The sequence below is a fragment of the Pseudomonas zanjanensis genome (genome assembly GCF_014268745.2).
GTDB classification, from domain to species: domain Bacteria; phylum Pseudomonadota; class Gammaproteobacteria; order Pseudomonadales; family Pseudomonadaceae; genus Aquipseudomonas; species Aquipseudomonas zanjanensis.
Genome location: NZ_JABWRB020000001.1, coordinates 3,161,990 through 3,184,135 on the forward strand (window position 1 = coordinate 3,161,990; position 22,146 = coordinate 3,184,135).

At 56.1% G+C, this 22,146-nt stretch carries 33 protein-coding genes and 1 pseudogene; 15 read left to right on the forward strand and 19 right to left on the reverse strand.

Annotated elements, in window-relative coordinates; all coding sequences use genetic code 11:
* Positions 1 to 53: 53 nt before the first annotated feature.
* Positions 54 to 599 (reverse strand): anti-virulence regulator CigR family protein, encoded by a 546-nt coding sequence (locus HU715_RS13240; RefSeq protein ID WP_186707520.1) that lies wholly within the window; start codon positions 597 to 599, stop codon positions 54 to 56.
* A gap of 128 nt (positions 600 to 727) precedes the next feature.
* On the opposite strand from HU715_RS13240, the gene HU715_RS13245 reads away from it, so the two are divergent.
* Positions 728 to 1,939, forward strand: coding sequence for an MFS transporter (locus HU715_RS13245; protein WP_186707519.1), 1,212 nt, complete (start codon positions 728 to 730; stop codon positions 1,937 to 1,939).
* Positions 1,940 to 2,161: 222 nt separating this feature from the next.
* Positions 2,162 to 2,368 (forward strand): hypothetical protein, encoded by a 207-nt coding sequence (locus tag HU715_RS13250; protein ID WP_027912993.1) that lies wholly within the window; start codon positions 2,162 to 2,164, stop codon positions 2,366 to 2,368.
* A gap of 53 nt (positions 2,369 to 2,421) precedes the next feature.
* Here the strand turns inward: HU715_RS13250 and HU715_RS13255 are convergent, their stop codons facing one another.
* Together HU715_RS13255 and HU715_RS13260 are read right to left on the reverse strand one after the other, a co-directional pair.
* Entirely contained in the window at positions 2,422 to 2,730 is a 309-nt protein-coding gene (locus tag HU715_RS13255) for an AzlD family protein (RefSeq protein ID WP_186707518.1), read from the reverse strand.
* A complete protein-coding gene (locus HU715_RS13260) occupies positions 2,727 to 3,437 on the reverse strand; it encodes an AzlC family ABC transporter permease (protein WP_186707517.1) in 711 nt (236 codons plus the stop codon). Before HU715_RS13260 ends, HU715_RS13255 begins: the two co-directional genes overlap by 4 nt.
* A 303-nt stretch (positions 3,438 to 3,740) precedes the next feature.
* On the opposite strand from HU715_RS13260, the gene HU715_RS13265 reads away from it, so the two are divergent.
* Positions 3,741 to 4,169, forward strand: coding sequence for a DUF2628 domain-containing protein (locus tag HU715_RS13265; protein ID WP_186707516.1), 429 nt, complete (start codon positions 3,741 to 3,743; stop codon positions 4,167 to 4,169).
* A gap of 99 nt (positions 4,170 to 4,268) precedes the next feature.
* On the opposite strand, the gene HU715_RS13270 is transcribed toward HU715_RS13265, so the two are convergent.
* Positions 4,269 to 4,421, reverse strand: a complete 153-nt coding sequence (locus HU715_RS13270) for a hypothetical protein (RefSeq protein WP_186707515.1) — start codon at positions 4,419 to 4,421, stop codon at positions 4,269 to 4,271.
* Positions 4,422 to 4,687: 266 nt separating this feature from the next.
* Here HU715_RS13270 and HU715_RS13275 point away from each other — a divergent pair, with 266 nt between their 5' ends.
* Positions 4,688 to 5,464 (forward strand): APH(3')-II family aminoglycoside O-phosphotransferase, encoded by a 777-nt coding sequence (locus HU715_RS13275; protein WP_186707530.1) that lies wholly within the window; start codon positions 4,688 to 4,690, stop codon positions 5,462 to 5,464.
* Between the two features lie 190 nt (positions 5,465 to 5,654).
* On the opposite strand, the gene HU715_RS13280 is transcribed toward HU715_RS13275, so the two are convergent.
* The 3 genes from HU715_RS13280 to HU715_RS13290 all read right to left on the reverse strand — a co-directional run bounded on the left by HU715_RS13280 (position 5,655) and on the right by HU715_RS13290 (position 7,537).
* Positions 5,655 to 6,248 (reverse strand): hypothetical protein, encoded by a 594-nt coding sequence (locus HU715_RS13280; protein WP_186707514.1) that lies wholly within the window; start codon positions 6,246 to 6,248, stop codon positions 5,655 to 5,657.
* A gap of 8 nt (positions 6,249 to 6,256) precedes the next feature.
* Positions 6,257 to 6,928 (reverse strand): hypothetical protein, encoded by a 672-nt coding sequence (locus tag HU715_RS13285; protein WP_186707513.1) that lies wholly within the window; start codon positions 6,926 to 6,928, stop codon positions 6,257 to 6,259.
* 159 nt (positions 6,929 to 7,087) lie between these two features.
* A complete protein-coding gene (locus tag HU715_RS13290) occupies positions 7,088 to 7,537 on the reverse strand; it encodes a PACE efflux transporter (RefSeq protein ID WP_186707512.1) in 450 nt (149 codons plus the stop codon).
* A 104-nt stretch (positions 7,538 to 7,641) separates the two neighbouring features.
* On the opposite strand from HU715_RS13290, the gene HU715_RS13295 reads away from it, so the two are divergent.
* Entirely contained in the window at positions 7,642 to 8,526 is an 885-nt protein-coding gene (locus HU715_RS13295) for a LysR substrate-binding domain-containing protein (protein ID WP_186707511.1), read from the forward strand.
* 276 nt (positions 8,527 to 8,802) lie between these two features.
* Here HU715_RS13295 and HU715_RS13300 read toward each other — a convergent pair whose 3' ends face one another.
* Together HU715_RS13300 and HU715_RS13305 are read right to left on the reverse strand one after the other, a co-directional pair.
* Entirely contained in the window at positions 8,803 to 9,015 is a 213-nt protein-coding gene (locus tag HU715_RS13300; protein WP_053123419.1) for a hypothetical protein, read from the reverse strand.
* A 140-nt stretch (positions 9,016 to 9,155) separates the two neighbouring features.
* The gene (locus HU715_RS13305; RefSeq protein ID WP_186707510.1) at positions 9,156 to 9,662 is read right to left on the reverse strand and encodes a P-loop nucleotide/nucleoside kinase family protein; all 507 of its coding nucleotides are present in this window, start codon (positions 9,660 to 9,662) and stop codon (positions 9,156 to 9,158) included.
* 141 nt (positions 9,663 to 9,803) lie between these two features.
* Between HU715_RS13305 and HU715_RS13310 the strand changes: the two genes are divergently transcribed.
* Positions 9,804 to 10,661, forward strand: a complete 858-nt coding sequence (locus HU715_RS13310) for an AraC family transcriptional regulator (RefSeq protein ID WP_186707509.1) — start codon at positions 9,804 to 9,806, stop codon at positions 10,659 to 10,661.
* 29 nt (positions 10,662 to 10,690) lie between these two features.
* Positions 10,691 to 10,906 carry a DUF6434 domain-containing protein gene (locus HU715_RS13315; RefSeq protein WP_186707508.1) on the forward strand — a complete coding sequence of 72 codons (216 nt, stop codon included), beginning with the start codon at positions 10,691 to 10,693 and terminating at the stop codon, positions 10,904 to 10,906.
* A gap of 30 nt (positions 10,907 to 10,936) precedes the next feature.
* Here HU715_RS13315 and HU715_RS13320 read toward each other — a convergent pair whose 3' ends face one another.
* From HU715_RS13320 to HU715_RS13335, 4 genes are all read right to left on the reverse strand, one after another.
* On the reverse strand, positions 10,937 to 11,137 hold the full coding sequence (locus HU715_RS13320; protein WP_013693816.1) for a hypothetical protein: 201 nt from the start codon (positions 11,135 to 11,137) through the stop codon (positions 10,937 to 10,939).
* Positions 11,138 to 11,272: 135 nt separating this feature from the next.
* Positions 11,273 to 11,818: a DUF4410 domain-containing protein gene (locus HU715_RS13325; protein ID WP_186707507.1), complete on the reverse strand. Its 546-nt coding sequence runs from the start codon at positions 11,816 to 11,818 to the stop codon at positions 11,273 to 11,275.
* Between the two features lie 481 nt (positions 11,819 to 12,299).
* A complete protein-coding gene (locus HU715_RS13330; protein ID WP_186707506.1) occupies positions 12,300 to 13,061 on the reverse strand; it encodes a hypothetical protein in 762 nt (253 codons plus the stop codon).
* Positions 13,062 to 13,174: 113 nt separating this feature from the next.
* Positions 13,175 to 13,735 carry a TetR/AcrR family transcriptional regulator gene (locus HU715_RS13335; protein WP_186707505.1) on the reverse strand — a complete coding sequence of 187 codons (561 nt, stop codon included), beginning with the start codon at positions 13,733 to 13,735 and terminating at the stop codon, positions 13,175 to 13,177.
* Positions 13,736 to 13,861: 126 nt separating this feature from the next.
* Between HU715_RS13335 and HU715_RS13340 the strand changes: the two genes are divergently transcribed.
* The 3 genes and pseudogenes from HU715_RS13340 (at position 13,862) to HU715_RS13350 (ending at position 15,530) form a co-directional block, all read left to right on the forward strand.
* Complete coding sequence (locus HU715_RS13340) at positions 13,862 to 14,506, forward strand: DJ-1/PfpI family protein (protein WP_186707504.1); 645 nt, start codon at positions 13,862 to 13,864, stop codon at positions 14,504 to 14,506.
* 24 nt (positions 14,507 to 14,530) lie between these two features.
* On the forward strand, positions 14,531 to 15,055 hold the full coding sequence (locus tag HU715_RS13345; protein ID WP_186707503.1) for a DUF2867 domain-containing protein: 525 nt from the start codon (positions 14,531 to 14,533) through the stop codon (positions 15,053 to 15,055).
* A gap of 166 nt (positions 15,056 to 15,221) precedes the next feature.
* A pseudogene (locus HU715_RS13350) lies at positions 15,222 to 15,530 on the forward strand (addiction module antidote protein).
* Between the two features lie 138 nt (positions 15,531 to 15,668).
* Here the strand turns inward: HU715_RS13350 and HU715_RS13355 are convergent.
* Complete coding sequence (locus tag HU715_RS13355; RefSeq protein ID WP_018610855.1) at positions 15,669 to 15,941, reverse strand: hypothetical protein; 273 nt, start codon at positions 15,939 to 15,941, stop codon at positions 15,669 to 15,671.
* Between the two features lie 371 nt (positions 15,942 to 16,312).
* Between HU715_RS13355 and HU715_RS13360 the strand changes: the two genes are divergently transcribed.
* Both HU715_RS13360 and HU715_RS13365 read left to right on the forward strand, forming a co-directional pair.
* Positions 16,313 to 16,600 (forward strand): type II toxin-antitoxin system Phd/YefM family antitoxin, encoded by a 288-nt coding sequence (locus tag HU715_RS13360; protein WP_053123436.1) that lies wholly within the window; start codon positions 16,313 to 16,315, stop codon positions 16,598 to 16,600.
* Entirely contained in the window at positions 16,590 to 16,877 is a 288-nt protein-coding gene (locus HU715_RS13365; protein WP_186707502.1) for a type II toxin-antitoxin system RelE family toxin, read from the forward strand. Before HU715_RS13360 ends, HU715_RS13365 begins: the two co-directional genes overlap by 11 nt.
* A gap of 444 nt (positions 16,878 to 17,321) precedes the next feature.
* Here the strand turns inward: HU715_RS13365 and HU715_RS13370 are convergent, their stop codons facing one another.
* From HU715_RS13370 to HU715_RS13380, 3 genes are all read right to left on the reverse strand, one after another.
* A complete protein-coding gene (locus tag HU715_RS13370; RefSeq protein ID WP_225917595.1) occupies positions 17,322 to 17,837 on the reverse strand; it encodes a hypothetical protein in 516 nt (171 codons plus the stop codon).
* A gap of 108 nt (positions 17,838 to 17,945) precedes the next feature.
* Positions 17,946 to 18,290 carry a type II toxin-antitoxin system YafO family toxin gene (locus HU715_RS27530; protein WP_186707529.1) on the reverse strand — a complete coding sequence of 115 codons (345 nt, stop codon included), beginning with the start codon at positions 18,288 to 18,290 and terminating at the stop codon, positions 17,946 to 17,948.
* A 93-nt stretch (positions 18,291 to 18,383) separates the two neighbouring features.
* Positions 18,384 to 18,704: a hypothetical protein gene (locus HU715_RS13380; RefSeq protein WP_186707500.1), complete on the reverse strand. Its 321-nt coding sequence runs from the start codon at positions 18,702 to 18,704 to the stop codon at positions 18,384 to 18,386.
* A 769-nt stretch (positions 18,705 to 19,473) separates the two neighbouring features.
* Here HU715_RS13380 and HU715_RS13385 point away from each other — a divergent pair.
* The 3 genes from HU715_RS13385 to HU715_RS13395 all read left to right on the forward strand — a co-directional run bounded on the left by HU715_RS13385 (position 19,474) and on the right by HU715_RS13395 (position 21,208).
* Positions 19,474 to 19,683, forward strand: coding sequence for a hypothetical protein (locus HU715_RS13385; RefSeq protein ID WP_186707499.1), 210 nt, complete (start codon positions 19,474 to 19,476; stop codon positions 19,681 to 19,683).
* Positions 19,684 to 19,772: 89 nt separating this feature from the next.
* Entirely contained in the window at positions 19,773 to 20,513 is a 741-nt protein-coding gene (locus tag HU715_RS13390) for a hypothetical protein (RefSeq protein ID WP_186707498.1), read from the forward strand.
* A gap of 2 nt (positions 20,514 to 20,515) precedes the next feature.
* Positions 20,516 to 21,208 carry an SOS response-associated peptidase family protein gene (locus HU715_RS13395; protein ID WP_186707497.1) on the forward strand — a complete coding sequence of 231 codons (693 nt, stop codon included), beginning with the start codon at positions 20,516 to 20,518 and terminating at the stop codon, positions 21,206 to 21,208.
* Here the strand turns inward: HU715_RS13395 and HU715_RS13400 are convergent.
* Together HU715_RS13400 and HU715_RS13405 are read right to left on the reverse strand one after the other, a co-directional pair.
* Positions 21,186 to 21,701 carry a lysis system spanin subunit gene (locus tag HU715_RS13400; protein ID WP_186707496.1) on the reverse strand — a complete coding sequence of 172 codons (516 nt, stop codon included), beginning with the start codon at positions 21,699 to 21,701 and terminating at the stop codon, positions 21,186 to 21,188. The two genes, HU715_RS13395 and HU715_RS13400, sit on opposite strands and share 23 nt — an antisense overlap.
* Complete coding sequence (locus tag HU715_RS13405; protein WP_186707495.1) at positions 21,698 to 22,123, reverse strand: cell wall hydrolase; 426 nt, start codon at positions 22,121 to 22,123, stop codon at positions 21,698 to 21,700. The genes HU715_RS13400 and HU715_RS13405 overlap by 4 nt, the downstream gene beginning before the upstream one ends.
* Positions 22,124 to 22,146 lie beyond the last annotated feature (23 nt).

The window sequence follows — 22,146 nt, forward strand, 5'->3', positions numbered from 1 at the left end:
ATCGCGAGCAAGCCCGCTCCCACAGGTTTCATTTCCTAACTGGAAGTACCGACTCAGTCGAACGCACCGTTGAGCACTTCATAAATGATGCCAGTGGCAATCGCCACCAGGATCAGGTCCGTGCCGACCTGCTGCCATTCATAACCGTCATAGTGCGGCAAGCGCCCCAACAGCCGGCCATCGAGCTTCTTGGCAATGCCAGGTGGCAACGGCTTGCCTCGGGCCAGATTTTTCTGGATGCCCGGCGGCAATGCCGGGCCGGGGCTCCAATAATCGCGATAACCGCCAATCACACCCAGGATGCCGCCCCGGTCAATGCTGGGGGCGTTATGCCAATCACCGCCACCGCCTTGGTTTCCCTTGCCGCCTTGGTTGCCCTTGTTGCCGGGATTGCCTTGACCGCCCTGATTACCCTTGTTACCAGGATTGCCTTGCCCACCTTTGTTGCCCTGCCCGCCCTTGCCTCCTTGCCCTTGACCGGGCCCTTGATCGAATTGAGCGTTTCCCTTGCCGTTTCCCGGGTCCGCGACAACAATGCCTGGGCCCGCCGCCAAGGCGAAACAGGTAACAGCAGCAATCAACGAGCGCGATTTGAACATGGCAGTTCTCTCGAAAAAGGGACATCCCCTGTAAAGATATAGAGACTAACGGTGATATTAGTTCCATATCACGCTTCGCGTCGCTTGCTTGGACGGATAACACCTGAACACCGCAATCAAGGAGCTCCATGCGCAAGGATTACCTGTCTTTTTTCGTCTCGATGTTCCTCTCGCGGTTGGCCGATCAGATCTTGCTGTTCATCGTCCCGCTGATTGTTTTCCAGACCACCAACAGCGTCTCCTGGGCGGGCCTGGCGTTCTTTGTCGAATCCCTGCCGCGCTACCTGGCGTTCCCGATCTGCGGCGCGCTGTGCGACAAGTTCCCGCCGATTCGCATCCTGCACATCAGCCAGGTCTATCGCGCCGCAGCCTGCGGCGTCGCAGTCGTGCTCTATGGCGTCTTCGGCGGTGTCTATTGGATCGTGGCACTGTCGGCCCTCTGTGGCGTGTTGACCACCCAAGGCATCATGGCCCGCGAAGTGGTCTTGCCTTACATCTTCAAGCACTACACCTACACCAAGACGCTGTCCTATTCGCAAATCGCCGACCAGACCGGCTTGGTACTGGGCCCGCTGGTTGCAGCGCTGTTGCTCGAGGTGTGGGCGTGGCACTGGGTGGTGCTGGCGATCGCCGGGCTGTTCCTGCTGGCAGACCTGGCCATGTTGTACTGGCAGCGCACCAGCTCGGTCACCCTTGAGTCCTTCGAGCAGCACCATGACCTCTGGTTGAACCCGCTGCGCATTGCCCTGGGCCACATTTGCAACCTGGCGGAACTGAAAAAAGTCATCAGCCTGGCGGTGGGCGTCAACCTGATCATCGGCGTCACCCTCGCCACGTCGGCAGCCATGGTCATCGGCCATTATGGCGCCGGAAAAGATGATTACGCCGGGTTGCAGGCGGCCGGTGCCGTGACCACCATCGTCATCCTGTTTCTCCTGGCCCGGGTCACCTTGCCCTTGAAACTTCTCGGCGCCCTCTCCTACACGCTGATTGCCGTCGGCGCTTTCATCACCGCGCTCAGCCCGACCCTCTGGGGCTACGTCGTCGGTTTCCTGCTGATTGTCGGCTTCGACAAGATGTTCAACGTGTACATGCGCAGCATCCGTCAGCAGGTCATTCCCCCACAGGACTTTGGCAAGACCGTCGGCGTGATTACGCTGCTCAACAACCTGTCGCAACCGTTCGCGGGCTTGCTCGTCGCGGTGTTGGCGGCGCCTGTTGGGACGCAGGAAGTGATTCTGCTGCTGGCGGTGGTCACCAGCCTGATCGGAGTCGGTGTGGTCGTGATGAACAGGCAATCAACACAGGGGACAAGCGTCTACCGCACCGATGCAGATTGACCCTCGGCTTGTATTATCAGTGACTTATTCTTGAGGCATGGTTGCATCGTTGCCAGCGTCGATGCGCGTCTTCCCACCATTCGTCACCTGTTGAATGGTGGAATCTGCAGGCGACCATGTCTGGCTCAGGGTTTGCACTGGCCTGTCTCAGCAGCCAAGAACGACATAATTCTGACGCGGCGGCAAATTAATCAATGCTTGGTCAGCAAACGGAGATGTACCGTGTCAACTCTCAACGAAATCGCAGCGAACCACGCGAGAATGGCAAAGTTAAAGGAAGAAGAGTCGATGCGGTTGAGTGCGCTTCAGGGACAGGTGGTGGGGAGTTTTGAAATTCCCCCCATCGAGGCGCCCCAAGAGATGTCGCTGCATTTTATGACAGGTGTACAAGATCACTCGTTCGGCGAAGCGGCTGCGCTGAGTTTTTGACCTGGGCGTTGATGAGCCTCCGTCGCCCGTTTGTAAGCGGGCGACTCGGCCGTTCAAAACTGTCTGGCTAAAGCCGCTGCAAGTATGCCGGCCGCAATTGCCGGCAACGGCTTTTTAAGGGTCAGCATGACGATTGCGGTGGCCAGCAAAGCCAGGCGTGCGCCGTTGTCACCTTTAACCGCCAGCGGAGCCAGAACCGCCACCAACACCGAGCCGGACATGGCTGTGATGAACTGCTGCACCCGATAGTTGATCGGCACGAACGACATCACGAAAACACCGCCCCACCGAGTGGCCAAGGTCACTGCGGCCATGATCAAGATGACAAGCAAGGTGCCATAACCCGCCGTTTCAATGTTCATCGTTGTTTCTCCATCCACACGGCGCCCAGAACGCCTCCCGCCAAAGCGCCCACCACGACATGGCTGTTAGCCGGCAAATACCAGAAGGCCAATAGCGATGAGCAGGCCGCCACCGTCCAGATGATGAACATGCGCAGGTTCTTTTTCCCGCCCACGACCATCGCCAACAAGAAACAGCCCATCACCATATCGAGCCCGAAACTGACCGGGTTCTCGATGGCGCTGCCAAAGTGAAGCCCCAGCCAACTGCCCAGGATCCAAGTGACCCAGAGCGCAATGCCGCCGCCGAATAGAATCCCCAGCCCCGGCTTGCCCCGACTGAACGCCTGCATCGCCATGGCCCAGTTGGCGTCCGAAACAACCAGCATGACACCGTAGCGTTTGGCGACGGGCAGCTCCCGCAACCACGGGTAAAGTGTCGCGCCCATCAATAGGTGCCGGGCGTTGATCGCGAAAACGGTGATCATCAGCGGAACGACCGGCACTTGCTGCCCCCACAGATCCAGCGCGGCAAATTGAGAAGCGCCCGCAAAAACCAGAGTGCTCATGAGCACGGCTGACGCATCGCTCAAGCCCGTTTGCGCAGCCGCCAGGCCGAAAGCAACGCCGAACACGACGACAAAAAGAGAAATGGGGATCAGTTGCTTGAAACCGTCGTAAATGTGCTTCAGCGTTAGCTCATGCAAATGGGGTTGATCGCTCGACAAAACATCGCCTCTTCTGGTTATCCACGGTGTAAAACTGGGAGTATGAGGCTGATTCTGTATGCCGAAAACTTTTTACCGGGCAATCCAGCGAATCAATAGAGTGAAGCCCGTCACAGACCAGGCGACCGTACAAGCGGCCAGTGCGGAATGTTCCACACCTCCAGCCATAAAGCGGCAAAATGGGCGCCCTGAAGATTCACGCGCGTTCTGCGACAAAAACCAAAGCAGCCAATGCTCTGAACCAGAGCACAGGATTTCTTGGAAGAAAGAAAAAATTAATTATGGAAAACAGGAGCCTTGAAAATGAGCACGACTGAACAAGTACAAAGCAACGGTAAATACAGCGCCAAGTGGCAGGAACGCTTCGACTTCTTTGACACCTACGGTGCGCCAAGCGACCCGCGCTACAAGGAAGCCTTCAAGGCGCTGCCTGGCTTCAAGAAAAAAATACTCATCAATGCAAACGTGATCGCATTTTTCTTCGGCCCTATCTACCTGTTCGTCCTGGGCCTCTGGAAGAAGAACCTGGCGCTGCTGGGTATTTTCCTGGCGATCAACATCGCCTTGAGCGTCATTTTCGCCATCATTGGCATGGAGTTTCCGCGGCCGTTGAGCACGGGGCTGAGCGTTGCCATGTCGATGATGTACGCGCTGATGGCCAACTACGCGTACTACCTCAAGGAAGTGAAAGGCGAACAAGGCTGGAATCCGTTCAAAGGTATGCGTCTCTGATTGCAGGCTTGGGTCATCAAGAGCCCGCACCTCGTCATGAGTGTGCGGGCTTGTTGTTTCTGAGGGTTAAATAGTTGGGGAGGCAGCATCAGCCAAGGCTCAACCGCCCTGATGACCCGAATGTTGTTTTTTTACACCACTTTGAGCCTTCCGCTCAAAATAGGCATGAACAAACCACAGTGCCAGGGCAAACCCGGCAAAGCCAAAAATGAAGAGCAATACCTCTATTGCAGTACCTTCATGAGAAAACATTGTGCTCACCTCATCCTTAAGTGGGTTGACCAAAAATCGCCACGCTTGAGATCTCCCGTAACAATCCAAACATTTTCAGGGTAGTCGCCAACCATCTGTGTGGCAACCCTTAGCCCGGCATGGAACCCCGGTCTAGACGAGTCGCCGCCCCATGGCACCCTGCCCCGGCGGGCCAATGTGTGGTTTCATAACGGTCTATCCAGACCCTTCAAGGAGCTGTGGTGAACACCCAGGACGAATCAACCACCACCCCGTTACACGTAGAGATGATCACGAAACTCCCGAGCCGCTGGCGGGAGCGCCTCAAGCATCACAGCTGGCAGCCAATGACCGTCGGCTGTTCGGATGCCGCAGTCTTTCGGCTGGATGCTCCCGGTGCACCCGCCGTGTTCATCAAGACAGAACCTGCCGGAGCGTTAAACGAGCTACGCGACGAAGCGGCAAGGCTGCGTTGGCTGGCCTCTACCGGCACCCCTTGCGCTCATGCCCTTGATGAAGCCCACGAAGCAGACCGGGACTGGCTGTTGTTAAGCGCAGTGCCGGGGGTTGACCTGCTGTCTGCTCCCATCGACGAGGCGACCAAGGTCAACGTCATGGCCGGCGCTCTGCGCCAACTCCATCAACTCGACCCGACCGATTGTCCCTTCGACCATCGCGCCCACCATCGCATTACCAAGGCCCGAGCCCGGATGGAAACCGGGCTTGTCGATCAGGAGGAACTGGACGAAGAGCATCGGGGACTCGCCCTCGCCCTACTCTTTGAAAGATTGCTAAACCGCCAACCAGCCGAACAAGATCTCGTCGTGACCCACGGCGACGCGTGCCTGCCCAATATCATCGTCGACAACGGTCGTTTTACGGGTTTCATTGATTGCGGTCGGCTGGGGGTTGCGGATCGATATCAGGACCTGGCGTTGGCAACTCGGGACATCGCCGAGGCGTTGGGAGAACAATGGGTGGCGCCGTTTCTGCGGCGATATGGAGTGATCGAGATCGATCAAGATCGAATTTATTTTTATCGGCTTCTGGATGAGTTCTTCTAGCACCTGAAACAAGGGCGCGGATTTATTTCCCGGGCAGTCTCAACTGACCCAAGCAAAACCGCCCTCCCTTTCAGGAAAGCGTCAGCACAGCACTAGAATCCATTCCCCTTTCGGTCTACGCATTCGATTGGAATCGGTTAATCACCACCGGGACCGCTAATACAACCAAGGCCAGACGCAATGCAGAGGTTTATAAACTCTTCTGATCAATCCCAGCCCATCCGAGCGATTGAGAAAACGACTCGTCCAAGACGACTTCCTGAGTCGGAGACACGTTTTTATCGATACCAATCGTCCTGAATTTTAAAACGCTGCCCCTGAGCATCTGCTTAAGAATTGCCTTGGCCTTGTCCCCTCCAGTCACTGCGCACCCCCCCAATATTTTGTGAATATTCAAACCCTGCGCCTGGGCTTGCCTTGTGAGCTCCGAGCGTGGCCTCAACACATCATACAGGGATGGCTTCCCCAAGATCATAGGGGTCTCCTGAGACGAGATTGTCCATACCTCGTTCTGATCAATCCATATTTGAGCCGTTACGATCGGAATCCGAACATCTCCATTGGACATCAGTCCGACATAGATCTCCTCGCCCTCTTTACGTACAACTGGAAATATGTTCAATGTATTAAGAAACGAGTTACCCGCTGTGTAATTTCCAGTCGTGACGACCAAACTGGTTCTTTTGGGGAATACATCACTTTCACTGGATATCTTCCAGGCGGGCGCCGTCGTGCACCCGCTCAGAATCGCGATTGCAATCGCAACGACCACAGTCCATTTCATACGGTCCCCTAAACCCAATTGTCGTAGCGATTAAGCAAAATATTATCCATCTGCCTAAGGCTGATTTCCCGGCCAAGTTCTTCTTCAAACAGGCTACGAACGCGTATGTAGAAATCTACGTAGGTCGCGTAATTTTTTGACATGCCCGCCGTAGTCGGAGCAAAAACCAGCCCCTCCTCATCCGCGATCCACTTCAGCGCTTCCCTGGCTCGCGAATCAACCATTGGAAACAAAGTCGGATAATGGAAGTGCAGATACTTCGAAGCGAAGCTGCTCGCGTCCTTGTTAGTGACGGCACTGATGGCCTCGCAGAGCCGGGAATGCACCTTATCCACCGCGGTACAGACAGATCCGGCAAGCCTTTCCCCGACTGGAAGAAGGGACGCTTCCAAACCTACATCTGAGCTGCAAATAGATTCAGCCAACCGCGAATAGAAGCCTCCTGTGGAGCCTTCATAGCCATCCTCCTCATCCTTGGTGCGACGCTCGACCGATGCCGCCAGACTGCGACCAATGATCAGCGCCTTTGAAGCCACCTGCGCGTGATCGGTGTGGCTGGGATTTTCTTGCACGAAACGGTAGAGCGCTTTGTTAGCCGGTATGAATATGCCACACCCCTGCTCCGTGCCGATGAACTCGTCAGTCAGGTAATGGCGTTTTTCCTTTTGTAAAAATTGCATGCGTCTCTCCCTAGGTGAGCGCTAATCATGCCATTTAATCGCCACTATCTGGGAGAGCAGTCTGCTGCCTTTCGAACGAAACCATCCGGGCATCTATTAGCGGCTCGAAAGACCTGGATTCCCAATATCGGTTGGCCCATACAAATTCATAACTCTGACTCAGCGGGCGCTAGAGACGGAACCCTGATCGGCCTGCGCCGAAAGCGGAACATCAAACACTCGATCAAACACCCACTGAAAAACCAGCGAGTAAAAAAAGAAAAACACGAACAACCCCAGGTTGGTCACCAGCGCCAGCCACAGGCTGATGCCCAACCATGCGCTAATCACCGGTGTGAGGATCAGCGTCAAGCCGCCTTCAAAACCAAGGGAATGCAGCAACCGCCGCTGCCAGTTGCGATGGCGGCTGGGTTGGCGACGCTCCCACCATTCGAAAAGGCCGTTGAAAAGCATGTTCCAGGCCAGCGCGACGGCGGAAATCACCAGGGACAGCAGGGTTGAATAGCCCATTCCTTGTTCGTAGGTCAGCGCCAGCGCCGGTGCCACGAACAGCACACCGCCGGCTTCATAGAGGATGGCCTGGAGGATTTTACGGGGCGTGCCTTGCATTGCTGGGCTCCTTGGCTGGGTTGGAAGACCACAGCCTGGCAAGTTGAGCCCCCGCGCACAATTGAGCTAAATTGAGCCACGCTCAACCTGAGTAACCCACCCGCATGTTCGCCAAACTGCCCCTCACCGCCTTGCGCGGCTTCGAGTCCGCCGCACGGCTGGGCAGCTTCAAGGCCGCGGCCCAGGAACTGAACGTCAGCCCGGCGGCGATCTCCCATCAAGTCAAAAGCCTTGAAGCCTTCCTGGGTGTACGCCTGTTCGAACGTTCCAGCCAAAACGTGCGCCTGAGCGCCGACGGCGAGCGCCTTCACCCTTACATGCACCGCGCCCTACTCGATATCCAACAGGGCCTGCAAATACTGTCGCCCTTGTGTGCCGCCCAGTCGCTGGTGGTGAGCACTACGCCGGCGTTCGCCAGCCTGTGGCTGATCCCTCGGCTCGGGGATTTCCATCGGTTGCATCCGGAGATCGACGTCAGCCTGCACAGCAGCAACGACGTAGTGGACCTGCGACGTGACGCCAGCATCGACCTGGCGATCCGCGCCCTGTTCACGCCGGATCCACAGCTGTTCGAACAGCCGTTGCTGGATGAGTATTTCGGTGTGTATTGCCGCCCCGGCTGGCAACCACCCGCAGCGGGCTCGCCTGTTGAACTGATCGACGTGCCATGGCTGAGCAGCGCCAAGGTGGCGATCGACTGGCCGGCATGGTGCACCAAGGCCGGTACCCTGGGCTGGCTGGAAAATGCGCGTTTTCGGCGTTATGACGAGGAACAGCACGCCCTGCAAGCGGCGATCGCCGGGCATGGGCTGGTGCTCGCCAGCAATGTGCTGGTTGCCGACGCGGTTGCGCGGGGGGAGTTGATTGATTACCGGCCTGAGGTTCGTTTGGCGGGCGCGCGATATACGGTGGTGTGCGTGCCGGGGCGGGAGCGGCAGGTGGATGTGAGGGCTTTTAGTGAGTGGTTATTGGGGTGGAGTATTGGTTGAATTGGATCAGCATGAAAGATCGTTTGCTATCCGATTAAAGAGCGGCTTTTTGGATCCCTGCATAGGAAGCCGCATCAGATCGTAGGATGTGGGCAGATTTGTTTGAGCGCGCAGCACACGCCTGACGATAAACCGGATGTTCCTGCCAGCCCACTCCAGGCCAAGAAGGAAAATCCATCTTCTGAATCTGTAGCCGTCCGAGCACAACGGATCCCTGTAGCGCCTTCAACGCAGTAGGACAGCGGAGCGCGACTCGCGCCCCTTCTTTCCTCGCCCTCAGGGAAGAGGCGGACTCGCCGCGAAATCCGTAGGGATATTGAGAAAGGAATGCCAGGCATCTACAGCGTCATGATGCCGTTGGGCGGCATCTTCCCAAAAAGGACCGGATACCTCTTTCGCAGAAACCAACATCATCATCTTAATCGTCGCGGCATCCAGCTCTTTGAGAAGCTCATGGGATGTGGCCCTGAATTCTTCGAACGACGTCATTCCATTTGCCTCGGGCGGTGTTCACCGCCATTGAGGAATACATATTCCTCGATGAATGGAGTTCCCCGGGCGGCGGTAATTCCAAACGGTCGGACCGCCGGTCAATTCATTTCGAAGCCAACCTTCTACCGGTCCCAATCCTACTCCCTGGACAGAAATCGCTTGATGATCATCGAGACCGCTTGCGCCGGAGAGGCCATGGCTGTGTCTATGCAAAACGGAGCTTCGTCCCATGGCTCAAATTCATGATCCAGTACAGATTGCCAGGTAGGTGGCGTCAGCCCGGGGATGTCACCTTTCCTCGTTTCTACCCGGCGCTGATGTTCATGTTTATCGGAGCAAATCACTTGAATATTTACCAACCGACTACCCGCCCGTGAGGCAACTTCGCTCCACGCGGTTCGGCTGTCGAGGACCGGATTGACACAATCAACGACAACCGTGCGGCCCAAACGAAGATTACTCAGGGCCAGCTCGTTGGCAACCATGTAACCACTGCGCCCCACATCTTGCGCAAGCGCCCCCGAGTTTCGAATCGCCTGTTCAATCGTATCGATCCGTAGGTACACGGCGCCTGTCGTAGCGGCGAGATCATGGGCGATAGTCGTTTTCCCGGTGCCGGGAAGGCCGCTGAAGACGATGAGCATTCCAGGTCCTTGAATGAGTGAGTTAATCCCGTATAGGCAGCAGCCAGTTATACGGCAGTAGAAAGCAAAAACCGCAAGAACGATCAAATGTTCTCCCCCTGCATTTGATAACGTCGCTTTCAGCATTCATGGAGGACCGTCATGCTGAATATCGAAAGGGCCCTGTGGTACATCGAGTTGGAGCTGGGATCCCAACTCGATCTGGGACGTGTCGCGCGCCATTGCAACCTGTCTCCCTTTGCCTTGGCCCGTTTGTTTGCGCTGTCGACGGGCTGGTCGGTGATGCGGTACATCCGTGCTCGGCGGTTGAGCCAAGCAGCACTGGCCTTGCGTCGAGGTGCGCCGGACATTCTGCAAGTAGCGCTGGATGCCGGCTACGGTTCCCATGAAGCGTTTACGCGCGCCTTCTGCGATCTGTTTGGGGTCACGCCGAAGCAAGTGCGTGGGCACGAGGATGAACATCTCTCGCTGGTGGAGCCTTTACGTATGAAAGAAAGGAAGCTCATAACACTCTCCGAACCTCGCTTTGAAACCAGGGCAGCGTTTTTCATCGCGGGTCTGGGGGATCGTTATACCTTCGATAAGAACGAAGGCATCGTCGGTTTGTGGCAAGCGTTCTCCCACTACCTGGGACAGGTACCCGATCAGGTCAACAACTGGAGCTATGGCCTGTGCTGTAACCCTGGACTGGACGGTAGTTTTGAATACATTGCCGGCACAGAAGTGTCCTGCGTCGATGGTCTTCCTCCGGCTTTTCGCTATTTCAGGGTGCCGCAGCAAAACTATGGCGTGTTTCGACACCAAGGCCATATCTCGACGATCCATCAGACGTTCTTCACCATTTTCAATCACTGGTTGCCTGAGTCTGAATATGAGACAGCCGACGCGCCTGAGTTCGAGCAGTACAGCGCGGATTTCGAACCCTCCCGAGGGAAGGGCTACGTGGACGTGTGGATACCGCTTGCAAGACGCCAAGCATCCGGTGTCATGGATTTATAGGTCTGACCATCCAGTACGGAGCCCGTCCCATGAGTTTTAATTGGCACAGTGACCAGCTCACAAGAGATACGCCAGTTTGCAAGCACTACCGAAACACACAAAATGTCCGCCGATTCATGGTGGAGCACTGCGGCGACAACTTTAAATTTGACCGGGACTTCATGGCCTGGATACGTGATGGCGTCCCGAAAACGCTCGGAGACGCCGTCGATGAGTGGCTGCTGCGCAATCGCGATGACCGTTGATGAGCGGGCATCTCGTAAACACTCTGATGCTCAATGAAGAACCCTGCGGCTCTCCCCAATCCTGATCCTGTCGAGCGCCCTGTTTAAAGCATCTAGGGCATCGAGCAAGGCTTTCGCCTCAGCCTCCCGACCGTCGCCCCAGAGGCGCTCTGCCATTTTGTTCAGTGCCTGGATGGAGCGCTCAATGTCAGCAGCCGTCGCTGCTTTGCTTTCCTGAAGTTTCTTTGGCATTGATTAATCGTCCTCGGGCGCGTTGTTTCATCAGCTTCGACACGAATACATCGCACGGCAGAACGCTAGGCTGGAGCTCCGCACCTTTCACCGCCGATGCCCCGGTTAACCAACACTGGCAAACCCAAGATCGCATTACTTGGCTTTTGCGCTCTTGATGTCACTTATGATTTTCTGAGAAATAGCCTGAACCTGCTCTTGGGTCATGGCCGACATAACGCCTTCCCAAGCCGACGAGGAGGTGTCATAGGTGCGAGTTCCAATCAGGCGGCCTGATTTCAGGTCCGAGTAATCGGCACTGGAATTGACCCATGCATTTCCCACCATGACCCCTGCTCCGTAACGAGCGCCTGGGGTCAGGTAACGGAAATTGGTCACGTTGATCTTGATACCGACACCCTCCTTACCCTCTTGGCTTGATGCCTGAGCCTCTGTAAGCCTGTAGCCGGCGCGAGTTGCTTCGACTTGCAGAGCGTCATTCCACTCCCGCTTCAAGCGAGGCCAGTCCTCGTTTTGTTGAACCTTGCTATTCCCCTCAAAGTTTACGACCAGGTTCTGCTTGGCTGACTCCTGAATGACGAGCGTTTCAGTTCCGCCGCTTTTTACAGAGGCAGCGCACCCGCTCAACATCAAAACTGCAACAGCACAGGACAGCGCAATCGAAAGCTTAGGTGTGTTCATTGAATTTCCATATCCACAAAATCGGTTGAGAGAGGCGTTAAATATCCTCGCCGAGCCAGATGGGCCCACACGCTGGACGCGCAGAATTTAGCACCATTGCTTCGCTGCTACGAGCCAAGGGCGGGAGTCAGAACAACTGGGACAGCCCTCGATATTGCGTACATTAATCTGTCGGTCTCAAATCGTGGGTTGTCCCCTTTTTTCGACGCGAAGTCAGCCCTTACACAGGCGCCTATGGACAGGCAACAGGCTCTCGAGACTGCCGCTTCTTCCACAGAATACGACCGTTGATTCTACTGTCAGACCATGACTCGGTAACCAAAGAGCAATCGCCGCTTAGGTTCTCGACAAACGTCCTCGGATAGCCTTCAGGTTCATATCCACCCAGACGCATCCAATTTGGATCTGGTGAGCTCACTGATTGATAAGGCATACAGGCTGCCAATGTGACCAGCGAAAGTGCCAACACTACCTGTTTCATTTAATTCCCAATCAATTTGACGAGTGTCCGGGCAAAACGCGGCGTATAGATTGACTGGATGTTTTCCCAGCGCGAGTTACGACGAGGACTTCCTGCAAGTGCAGCTATAGAACCCACCTCAAACGGCGGACGCCAGAAGGCTGAGGACAGACCGCGATTTGAGTTCACGTGTAATCGGACCGCCTCATAATCGTGGTCTGCCCGCGTTTTCCTGGCGTCCGCAGCGCACAAAACCATTGTCGCGAGTGACGATGAAGAGACATTCGATTTGAGCTCATGATCACTGTCGAGCCCGCTGTAACGCCACCCTGGTGATGTTCGCTCCCTACGGGCTCGGCTCGTCAAGAAGGCACGAAAACGGCGGAAAAGATTTAAATTGGACCAGGCCATATCCAGGCGTGCCTGCACCATCTCATTTTTCGCCTGGACGATTTGCCCTGCCAAACTTAACGCCCTTTTTTTGAATTCCCTGTGAAGCGCCTCTTCCTCGGTTTCGTTTCCCTGTGGCTTAACCGTCATCTCGGAAAACGTGAACAGAACTTTGTCGCCGAGCACATAAAACGTGCCGCTACATTTTTGTATACCGCCTTGAAAGATAAAATCGACCGAACTGAACGCATGTTCGTCCGTGTTTACGTAATACAGCGGCTCACCCTGAAGATTTCGAACTATTCCGTCCTGATGAAGCCGGCCCAAGGGCGCCCCATCGCTGCCATTGCCTTTGAAGACCAGGTAGCGGCCGTTCGTGTAGTTGTACGGCATTATCGGTCCTCATCCCGAATAGACATCGAAACACATGGCTTGCCCATTCGCAGCTCATTCATGGCCTTTTCCCACAACGCTATCAGGTCAGGCACTCCCCTGCTCATTTCTTCTCACGACCTGGACCGCCACGGTGGAAGAACCCCTTCGAAAAGCGAAAAGGCTCGATGCACGAAACGGTTGAAGCGAGCGGCATCACGCCGCAGCCCCGCCTGCTGCCCCCCAATCAGGCACAGGTGGGCCACCTGCCCCATCACTTCTGCTTCGCCTGGCCTATGGGCCAAGCGACGACACGTCCGTATCGCGAAGTCCAATCGTCGTGCGTCAACACGCTGCTGAACCTCGCCTACCAACGGATCGTGCAGCGACCAGGCCCGGATGGAAACTTCACGCCCAGGTTGTTTCTCAGCAGCGATACTCAAGTAGCGTTTCAAGATTTCGCCCGCGCTACGACCTTGCGCCGCAAAAGAGAGCATGCGCTCCGTGTAGTCTTCTTCCCAAGCGGCCAGCAAGGTGCGGACAAAGTCTTCGCGATTGCGGAAATGGTGATAGAACGATCCGCGGGTCACATTCAATCGGCGCGATAGACTCTCGGCTGACACGCCAATATGCCCAGTCTGGTCGAGGGCCTCGAAACCTGCCGCGATCCAATGGTGACGCGTTAGTTTTTCCATTCGTTATTTCGCTCCTTATTTATCGCCATACAGGCTGTGTATGGCGCGCAACCGATCGATACCCTGCGAACACCAGCAAAGATGGCCGTTGCGTTTTGCACGCCAGCACTTTTCATGGAGCTCGCCTTGAAGAAAATCGTCCTGGTTGCTTTCGACCAATTCACCGATATCGACCTATTCCTGATGTGGGACATCTTAGGCCGCAACACCGAGGACTGGCACGTCCGAATATTGGGTTCCAGCCCTGTCGTAGCATCGGCGCATGGCCTGCCTGTTTCGGTGCACGGTCCGCTTTCCGAGGCCAATAGTGCCGACGCGGTATTGTTCGCCAGCGGCAAGGAAGGAATACCCGCCGCACTGGCCTCCCCGGATTTCCTGCCGTCGTTTGAACTTGACCCCAAACGCCAGCGAATCGGCTCCATCTGCGCCGGCGCTTTCATTCTCCAACGGCTTGGGCTGCTCAGCGGCCGAGCAACGACACACCCGGATGCACGATCAGGCTTGCAAGCCCTGGGACTTGAGCCCGTGGACCAGCCTCTTGTATGCCAGGGCAACGTCGCAACCGCTGGCGGATGCCTTTCGGCGCTCTATCTGGTGGGATGGTTGGTTGAATCCTGGTTCGATGCCAATAAGCGCCGTGCGACGCTGCTCCCTGTCCTGCCCGCTGGGCAGCAGGCGCTGTATGATGCGCTGATCGGGCTCAGTATCCGACAAGGAGAATTTGCCGCCTCCCAACAAGAAACGCGACATGGCATGTCATCTAATTGGTAGTTAGCACTCAGGAAGAGATCCCCGATGCCCCGAGAATTTGAGCTCATTATGTCTGTGCCGGTCCCCTCGAGGTCCGGCGTCACCCACCTTTACAAGTCGACGAACCTGGCGGACGCTTTTGCGATTCGACTCCCAGCGGGCACATCCAGCGATCCAGAGGTGCTCGCTCGATTCATCCTTTCCCACCAGCCATCCTGGATCGGATGGCTCATGAAAGTCCGAGACACTGTCGTTGCCTGTTTTGGGCTCAAGACAGCCAGGCATTTGGCGACACTTGCCCATCGGATTCAAATCTTCAAGGTCTACAGCACCGACCAGACTGAAATCGTGTTGGGAGAGGACGACAAGCACCTCGACTTCCGCATATCGATCCTGTGTTCTGGAGAGGTAGAGCAGGAAGGCAGTCGCCAACTGGTTTTTTCAACCGTGGTGCAGTGCCACAACCGACTGGGCCGGGCCTACATCTTCGTGATTGCGCCATTTCATCGCTTGGTTGTTAAGGCGAGCCTGCGCCGTGCAGCGCGCATTGGTTGGCCTTTGGCTGCCTGAGCCGCGACACCACAAACCATGTGGCGAGGGAGCTTGCTCCCGCTGGGTGGCGAAGCCGCCCTAAAAAGGGGAGGCGCGGTTTTACAGACAAACCGCAGAGACTGAGGACAAAAGACTGGGGACAGTCCAAGGTTTTAAGCGAAGAAATTGGCAAGGAGGTTTGAACATGAGCCAACACTTGACGACATCTGACATGGCGGCACTGCTCGAGAGCGACGAAACCATCAGTGAATACCTTTCTCAAGTGCTGGCTGATGGTGATAGCGAGGAATTTCTCCGAGCGATCGGCTATGTCGCCAAGGCCCAAGGCATGGCGCAGATCGCTAAAGACTCTGGCAGGGGCCGAGAAAGCTTGTAGAAGGCGTTCGCACCTGGATCAAAGCCGAGATTCGATACCGTACTCAAGGTCATTCATGCGCTAGGCATTGATCTTCATGCGCAGCCTGGGCATGCGGGTAATCATTCACCAGCCTGAGAGTGGGTTCCTTCTTGTTCTTTGGCTTGTCCTCTTCTTGACCCATGCCCAGCAGTCAATCGGGACACATTCCCTGGCCCTCTTGAATTTTTTCCCAAGCTTTATGAAAACGGGCGACTGATTAGTCGCCCGTTTTCATTATTCCGCCACCTGCGCCCGCAATCGTCTTCCGATCACATCCATGACATCACAACCATCGCGTAACGATGTGGTCAGCAATTTACAAAAATCAGTGAGCACCACCGTGTCTGAGCTGATGTCCGAGCGAAACGCGATATTTTCCAAGACTTGGGTCACCGTGCGGATGCGGTAATCGGCGGTTTCGAAAAGGACGTCTAGAGGCGCTTCGGTGTCGATGAGCAGGGTTGCGGGGATGCAGTCGATGCCGGTGATGGGCATGTATCGGGTCATGAGCAGTACCTCTTCAATTGATAAGGAGCAGGAGCTTCTGCGCTTCATTCAATCGAGTCGCCAAACCCGAATCGCCATCTGGGCGATGTAGAGACAATAAGTTGCCTATCCAGATGCTGCAATGCGCTGGTTTCCGAGGTTTGTGTAGGAATTTGCGTCAATGCCTCTCGCGGCGCTCGCTTGAGCCTTCATAAGCCACAGCGGCAAAAAAAACCTCTCCTTTTCCCTTTTCCCGCCCCCCTTTCTCCCGAAACAAAAACGTCCGGCGCAGTCAAGCTCCATCCAACCTTAGAACGAGGGATTGGAACGCTGAACGCTTGCCTACACAGCATCAAAAGACCAGAATAACGACCTAAATCGGAGTCTTATCTATGCAGAATATCCTGGCCGATGTGGCCGTCAGCGTATCCGAACTCAAGAAGAATCCCTCTGCGGTCCTGAGCGGCGCCAACGGCTTGCCCGTGGCCGTGCTGAATCACAACCGCGTTATGGGCTATATGGTCCCTGCCAACGTGTACGAGGCGATGGTTGAGCGTCTGGACGAACTGGAACTGGTTCACTTGGTCAAGGCACGGCTCGATGCCAACGAAACACCCGTCCGAGTATCTCTCGACGACCTCATCGGCGAGGCCGAGGCAGATATCGCCAATGGCCGTTGAGTACAGAGTCGAGTGGGATCCGAAAGCGCTGAAGGAACTGCGCAAACTCGACGGCACCATCCGCCTCCAGTTTTTGCGAAAGCTCCAAGAACGACAGGCCGAGCCACGAGTGCCAGGAGATGAGCTTCACGGCATGAAGGACTGCTACAAGATCAAATTGCGCGGCGCCGGCTACCGACTCGTGTACCGCGTTGAGGATGGACGAATTGTCATCCTGGTGCTGGCCGTCGGCAAGCGGGAACGAAGCAGCGTCTACGATTCGGCCAAGAATCGGTAGGCAGATAAAAGAAGCCCGGCGCTGAGTGAATTAGGGGCAGACCACGATTAGAGCTCACCTGTACTCAACTTCCCCATAGTTGTGGTCTGTCCTCGCTTCTTCGATTGTTGACCGTCAAAAGCTGGCACAGCGTAATTACACCGAGTTGAGTGGAACTGCGAGAGCGGATATAGACAATAGGAGTCGACTTCAACTTCAGGTGTCGACAATGTCCAAGCTATCCCGCTTCATTTTTCGCTTCATCCTGCTCCTCACACTGCTGTGCTTCTTACGATCGGACTCGACACCACCCCGGGTTGATGCGGAACCAGCTGAAGGTTCCCGGAAGGAAGCTAACGCCGGTAACGCTTTTGGGCTCAGGGGAACCGAGGGGGACAGATCACAATTTTTGTCCGTCTATAATCGGCCAGTCTCATAATCGGTCTGTCCCCCGCTTTCCCGGGTTCAGCACTTGAAAAGCACATTGCACCGGGCACACCACCCTTCAGCTGCGCTCCGGCTCATTGGAAAACGGAGCGGAGGATGACTTGTATCGGCAACCATCAGAACCAATGTGAATCTTATGAATCTACGCCGAATCTCGTCGGCTGGAACGCCCATGCCCGCCCCATCGACTATTTGAAGAACGCCGCCCGATACCTTGCTGTTAATCTGTTGCCACTCAAACTGCCAGCCTGTTACCCACGTGAAGTCACGAATTTGATAGTCACCGGTTGCGCTTTGGCATTGAGCGAGTTTTTTGTTGGAAGGGTCAAAGGCAAAAAATAGGGGGCTTGGAAAGCCGAGCAACTGAGTATCGTCAAGGCTTAGACCTTCTTTTAGGTTGATGGACGCTACAAGTGCTTTTGCTCGTCTCTTGCGCCGTATCAAATGCCACATAGCGAGGCAAAAAATAGAAACAGAAGCCAGGAAGAGCTGACGTCCTTCGACTGTAAGCTTACCGGACGAAAACTCTATCATGCCCCACAAGAGTCCTATCATCGCAAGCCCCGATACCCAAGCGGCGGGGATCACTACACTGTTAGCGAGGCGAGCTCCGAGCGTCCTCAAACAGGTTTTCATCATAATTCAGTTTTCGTCTCGGAATTTTTTAGCCAGTATCCCAAGCCTAGTCATCACGGCATCGACCTTCGCCTTGTCGTGCGCATACGGCGCGAAAAAAGCCAGGATCATGTATCGGTCTTCGTAAAGCTCGCCCTGTACGTAGACTAAAGCGGCATTCAGCTGCGGCCGCCTTATGTCGCATTTTCTGTAGGCTTGCCGATCGGAAGCCCTGAACTTTTGGGGTGGTAGAGCGATATGAATATGGCGAAGTTGGCCGGATCGAGCCGCTGCCGGCTCGTGGTATGGCTGATCACACCCCCATATAACTGGGAAGTGTCTGACCTTTGCTATCCATGCAGACGGTAAAATCTTTAATTATCTGGTCTAGTGCAAAAGGATGGGCTGCGAGTGCCAACTCGATATCAGCCCGCAATTCAGGATGGATTTCGACTCGAATAACCACTATCCGACTTGATCGATCAGACGCTGTGTGTTGCGGGTCGTCAGGGTTTTCAGCCCTTCCAAGTCGATATCGCTCTCGATGACATTCGGGACGATTGTGCGTTGACGTATCAGGGAATCATTCATCGCCGCAACCGAGCGCGCCTTCGCTACAGCTCGAAGCAGCGTATTGAACTCTTTTTCGCTCCCGACCGGAATACCTGCTTCACGGAGCCTCTTCTCTACAAACCTCAGGTTGTCTGCGATCAAGCCAAAAGGATGGTCTTCCAGATGGCATTCTGGAACGTCTGCCTCGCACAAAATCCTGGTGTATTTACTCATGTCGGTTTCGAGCCTGCGCAGTTCGCCAACAACACTTTTCACAAGTTCACAAGATCCTGCACATTCGCCTGGGTCCGCTTCGCTGCAGTTGATTGTTTGGCTGGCACTACTTCCGCATGCGCCATTTGATCAGTCATGACCAAGCATGCCGCAACCATAGTCATGGCGATGGTCGGCCCCGACCAAGAGCCTTTGCTTTGAGCTGCTACTGTCATAACGTCACCAAATCTATCGAATTGCTCAAATACTATACAGTGAAATCAAGGCTCGATGCATGGCAGCGAGCAGCCGGTAGTTAAAGCCAGCGATACGCCTATCCACCGTTTACCAAACCTTTTTCCTGAAAACATCCAGAGCGTAACGCGATGGAAAACCTCCGGCGAGGGGCTTGGGGTCAGATTAGTGCCCTTGAAGAGATTTTCAGAAACCTCCTACGTCGCAGCGTTAAAAACCCCCAGACGCAAAAAGGGCCCACCTTTCGGTGAGCCCTTCTAGACCGCCCAGCAGAGCGGATTTTGTTTGGTAGGCGCGATTGGACTCGAACCAACGACCCCCACCATGTCAAGGTGACCGTGAAGCAAGTGTAACATCATGAAAAATAAAGGAAAGTTTCCCCCCGCCGAGTGTTTTAAGTTCGACGTATCACCCTATAAGAATCAATAACTTAGCCTTGTATATTCCTACAGTATTGCCCCTCCTCCGGCGTCCTGCCGACAAGCCCCTCTTCCCCAAACTGCTACGCTGACTCCATTGCCCAAGGAGTCGTCACATGCCCAACTCGGACCTTCTCCCTTCCCTGCTGTGCAAAATCAACGAGAACCAGCTCGCGCTTGAGGCCGCCATCATGGAGCTATCCAATTGGGTAGAGGCACGCGGCTCGGCTGACGTGGCCGACAACGTGCGCGGCGCCCTGGACACCATCGACAGGAACGAAGAATTTATCAAGCTGACGCTTGCCGTGCTGATGGCGCCGGAATGAAATAACGCTGCTCGTCGGCTCACACTCGCCCGGGTCTCATCGCCTCGATTACTGTACATACAAACAGTACCTAGCAAGCGATCCCCATCATGAACTTTGAACAGGCCAAGGCGCTGAGGATCCAGCTCTGGCGAACAACCCTCGACGACCACGACTTCCGAATGGAGAGCCCGGAGGCGCATCGTTCCACCCTCCTCGAGTCAAGCGCCCGGCTAGCAGAGGAAGGGCTCATTGATCGGATTGAACAGTTCGAGATGGATGAAATGGCGAACGCCGCGTACTGGCACGCGGTGGAAGAGCTGCAATCGAACCCGACTATTTTCCGGCCCTCATATGGCTATGACGTCCTTCCCCGAGGCGGAGGGCCAAGGATCGGGACGATTTTCCATTCTGTTCTCCGCCTGGATGCAAGCAGTAGCGATTCACTCCGCCCCTATGATGGGAAGGTTTACCGGGACGAGACTGGGCTGGTGCTGAAATACAGTTCCTCGACGGAGACCGGGAGCATCGAGGGGTTAGTCCTGACTATGGCAGACGGAAGGCAGTTCGACCTGATCGAGGCCAGGCGGATGGTGCAGGGAAAGGTGTACACAGCTATTGAGGATCCAGACGTGTATCGCTGGATGGTCGATGTCGTCCAGGTCGCCACTGAAACCCGGGACGTCGACATCGTGGAGAGAATCAGGCCCTTTCTGGAACTGGCGAGATTCCGTCAGTGCTCGACGTGCCTAGACCGCTTTGGCAAACGAGAGGATTGCACTGTATGCGACGGCCAGGGTTTCGTCCCCAAGCTCTTGAGCCGTAGCTATCTTCATAATTCAGGGGGTTGAACATGTGTGGACGACTCTCGCAGTACTCCGGCATCCACGACTTCGTGGCGGCCCTGAGCATGCCCAACGCTTTGGTCAATTCCGCCGGCGACCTGCCGCTGGAGAAGTACAACGGCGCCCCGTCGCAGCAGCTCGCCCTCTTCCACTTGGAGGATGATGTCCTACACGCCGATATGGTGCGCTGGGGCTGGCGGCCGGCCTGGGCCAAAGACCGGGCAGCGCCGATCAATGCCCGGGTCGAGAAAGTCGCCCACGGACCGTTCTACCGGTCGATCTGGCCGAACCGCGCAATCACGCCTATCAACAACTGGTTTGAGTGGGTCGATGAGGGCGGCCCCAAGAAGCAGCCCTACTTGATCCGCCGGCGAGACCAGGCTCCTGTCCTGTGCGCGTCCATCGGCCAGTTCCCCGGTGGTGGACGTGAGCCGGGTGAGCACGACGGCTTTGTGATCATCACCGCCGACAGCGTGGGCGGCATGGTCGACATCCACGACCGCCGTCCGGTGGTGCTGACGCCGGACTTGGCCCGCGAGTGGCTGGATCCGGCCACACCAAAGGAGCGGGCAGAGCAGATAGTCCTGCATCAGGGCGAGCCGGCCGAGGCCTTCGAGTGGTTCAAGGTGGACCGCGCCGTCGGCAATGTGCGCAACCAAGGCCCCGAACTGATCAGGCCTATCGCCGACCCACTTCTTTAGCGTAGGCCTGGCACGCCTGCAGCGCGATCAACCCCCGGTCGCCGGTGTCGGTGATGGCGATAATTCTTTGAGCATGCGCTGGGTCAAGTTGGGCTCGACGGGCTCCATGAACCACGCCGACGGCGCCGGTGGCGGCAGGCACTCCGTTGCAACCGGCAGGATCCTCGGCGAGGAGGACTGACAGCCGCAAATCAGCAGTGGCAAGGCGATCGCGCAGGCGATCTTGATTACGTTGGACATCGGTAAGCACTCGGTGGTGGGTTTGGTCATCTGCGGCGAGCTGCTGCTCCAGGGCCAGACGCTTGCCCTGCTCTGCCTGGACCTGATCAGCGGCCGCGCTGCCGATCTTGGCAAGGTCGGATAGGTGCGCATTGGTCTGATCGGCGAGCTGACCGCTATGCCGCCAGTCCTGCACCTTCCACGTAGCGCTCATGGCCAGAATCAACGCCACGGCCATGCCGGCGATCATCAGCTTCAGGCTGGCGGGGCTCATGGCACGTCCTTGAAGAAGATGTGGTTGCCCAGGCGGAAGGTCTGGGTTGCGTCTTTGGCCCAGGCTGGCGGCTTCGGCATCGTGGTCGCGTAGTAATGGGTCGCGCCATTGGTGATGTCAGGCTCCTGGCCGGAGATCACCAGGTCGGCCGCCCGCTGCGCCTGGGCGAACTGCTTCGGCGGGATCGGCTTGGCGCCGCTCAGGTAGGGATAGTTCGGGTCGTTCTTGTTCCAGCAGCTGAACTGGTATGGCTTCAGGCAGACGCCGGCGTAGCCCTCGCCCCACCACGAACGATCCTTACCGTCGTTCACGCGGTTGCGGATGACGCAGGCCACGGCCACCTGGCCGGCGAAACTCTCGCCACGGGCTTCGCCCCACAGCGTGCGCGCGAGGATGTCGCGGTCCTTCTCGGTTGCGGTCATAACTTTTCTCCGAGCAAAAAAAA